A 2211-nucleotide genomic window follows, 5' to 3' on the forward strand; every position below is an offset into this window, starting at 1 on the left:
GAGCCAGCGCCGCAGGGTGCCAAGCTCCAGGCCTGCGAGGTCCTCCACTCCTTCGGAGGCTGCGTATTCAAGGAGGCTGCCGACGTCGGAGAGGTAGGCGCGCACCGTGTGGGCCGAACGCCCGCGTTCCGCTTCCAGGTAACGGCCGAAACCCTGTGCGGCGGTGGCCAGTGCGGCCGGGATCTGCTGTGTGGACACCCCCTTACTCTCGCAGGAATCGCCCGGCGATCAAGGAGCCCGACGGCGAGCCGCCGGTCCGGTGCCCGACGGTGCCACTCCCCCCGGCAAACCGGCCGCCGTTCAGTGGCCCTTTCCGGAGCGCTTCCAGCCGCCGCGGTGCGACTCGGCCAGGCCAAGCAGCCCGAGCCGGCCCAGGCCAGCGCGGACCGACTCAGCACTGAGGCCCGCAACGGCGGTGAGCTTTTCGACCGAACTTGTGGTCCGCAGCGGCAGGGCGTCCAGCAGGATAAGGTCCTCCAGCGTCAGTCCATCCTGGACAGCCGGCCGGCCGGCCTTGACCTCGGGCAGCGATTCGCCGCTGGGCGAAGCGAGCTCTGCGATCTCCCCCGCATCGGTGACGCAGACCGCGCCGCCTTCGCGGAGCAACCGATGGCACCCGGCGGAGTTGGCGCTGTGCACTGAACCCGGCACGGCGCCAACAGCCCTGCCCAGCGTTTCCGCATGGTGCGCCGTGTTCAGCGCGCCGGATCGCCACCGGGCTTCCACCACGACCGTGACGGACGCCAGTGCGGCGATCAGCCGGTTCCGCTGCAGGAACCTGTACCGCGTCGGCGCGGAGCCCGGCGGGACCTCGGCCAGGACCGCCCCCTGGTTCGCGACGGTACGCAAAAAGTCCTCGTTGCCGGCTGGATAGAAGCGGTCCACTCCCCCTGCCATAACGGCGATGGTGGGCATACTGCCGCCGGATCCGCCGGCGAGGGCCGCGCGATGGGCGTGGGCGTCGACCCCGTAGGCGCCGCCCGAAATGATCGTGAACCCGCGCTGCGTCAGTGAATACGCGAGGTCGGCCGTCACGGAGGCGCCGTAGGAGGTGCTGTCCCTGGAGCCAACCAGTGCAATGGACTTGTCGGGCGGAGGCAGCTCTTGCTCGTTGCCGCGCCACCAGAGACAGATCGGTTCCTGCAGTCCGAGGTCAGCCAGCTGGCGGGGCCACAACTGGTCGGAGGGGATGATCAGACGTCCGCCGAGCCGCTGCATCGTGGCAAGGTCCCGATCCGGCGCCAGATCCGGGACCCTCGGAGCCCAGCGCTTCATGGCCGTCCCCAGGCCCGTCCAGCCGCTGCCCGAACTGTTCTCCTCCAGCAGCCGGAACATCTCCTGCTCCAACTCCGCGCCGACGGCCACCAGACCGGTCGCGATCTTCAGCGCGTCCTCCGCCCCGGCGATGCGCACGAGCGCGAGGCCCGCGGCGTCCTGCGGCTCAAACAGCCGGGACAACGCTGCCCGGGCGGTCCGTTCGCTCTCTGTCATGGTGTTGTCCTTTCACGGGCTGGCTTTGGTTGGGGCGCCCCGGTTTTACGGCGGCGACAGGCGGGTGCTTCTGCTACGTGGCGACCGCCGCCTGCCGGAGGTTGAGCGCCAATCCGATGTCGTCTGCCTCCGGGACGTCGCGGAGGGCCAAATCCGCCAGGGTCCACGCGAGACGCAACACGCGATCGTAGCCGCGGGCCGTCAGCACCCCACGCTCCAGGGCATGGTCCAGGATCCGGGTGGTGGGGGCGCTGAGCCGCAGGGCACCGCGCAGCACGCGTCCCGGCACCTGGGCGTTTGTCTCCATCCCGAACGGCAGCAGCCGCCCGAGCTGGCGTTCCCGTGCGGCCCGGACGCGGGACGCGATGGTGGCGGTATCCTCTTCCGCTCCCGGCCGGCCAAAGTCGGCCAGCGACACCCGTTCGACCTGCAGCTGGATGTCGACCCTGTCCAGCAGCGGCCCGGACATGCGGGCCAGATACCGCCGGCGCATTGTCGGGGTGCAGACGCAGTCGACCCCCTTGCCCGTGGCCTTGCCACAGGGGCAGGGATTGGCTGCGAGGACAAGCTGGAAGCGGGCAGGGTACGCCGCAGTTCCAGCCGACCGGTGAAGTACGAGCTCGCCGCTCTCCAGCGGCTGCCGAAGCGCATCAAGGACCCGGCGCTCGTATTCAGGAGCCTCATCGAGGAACAACACGCCGCGGTGCGCCCGCGATGCGG

At 70.2% G+C, this 2211-nt stretch carries 3 protein-coding genes; all 3 read right to left on the reverse strand.

Annotated elements, in window-relative coordinates; translation table 11 throughout:
- Window positions 1–198 (reverse strand): site-specific integrase (locus K789_RS0119655; protein ID WP_029705419.1); only part of this gene is annotated, 198 nt, incomplete at its 3' end.
- Between the two features lie 102 nt (window positions 199–300).
- A complete protein-coding gene (gene dprA, locus K789_RS0119660) occupies window positions 301–1491 on the reverse strand; it encodes a DNA-processing protein DprA (RefSeq protein ID WP_024368245.1) in 1191 nt (396 codons plus the stop codon).
- Between the two features lie 73 nt (window positions 1492–1564).
- A partial coding sequence (locus K789_RS0119665) for an ATP-binding protein (RefSeq protein WP_029705420.1) occupies window positions 1565–2211 on the reverse strand: 647 nt, incomplete at its 5' end.

The organism is Arthrobacter sp. TB 26 (genome assembly GCF_000427315.1).
In the GTDB taxonomy this organism is placed as follows: domain Bacteria; phylum Actinomycetota; class Actinomycetes; order Actinomycetales; family Micrococcaceae; genus Arthrobacter.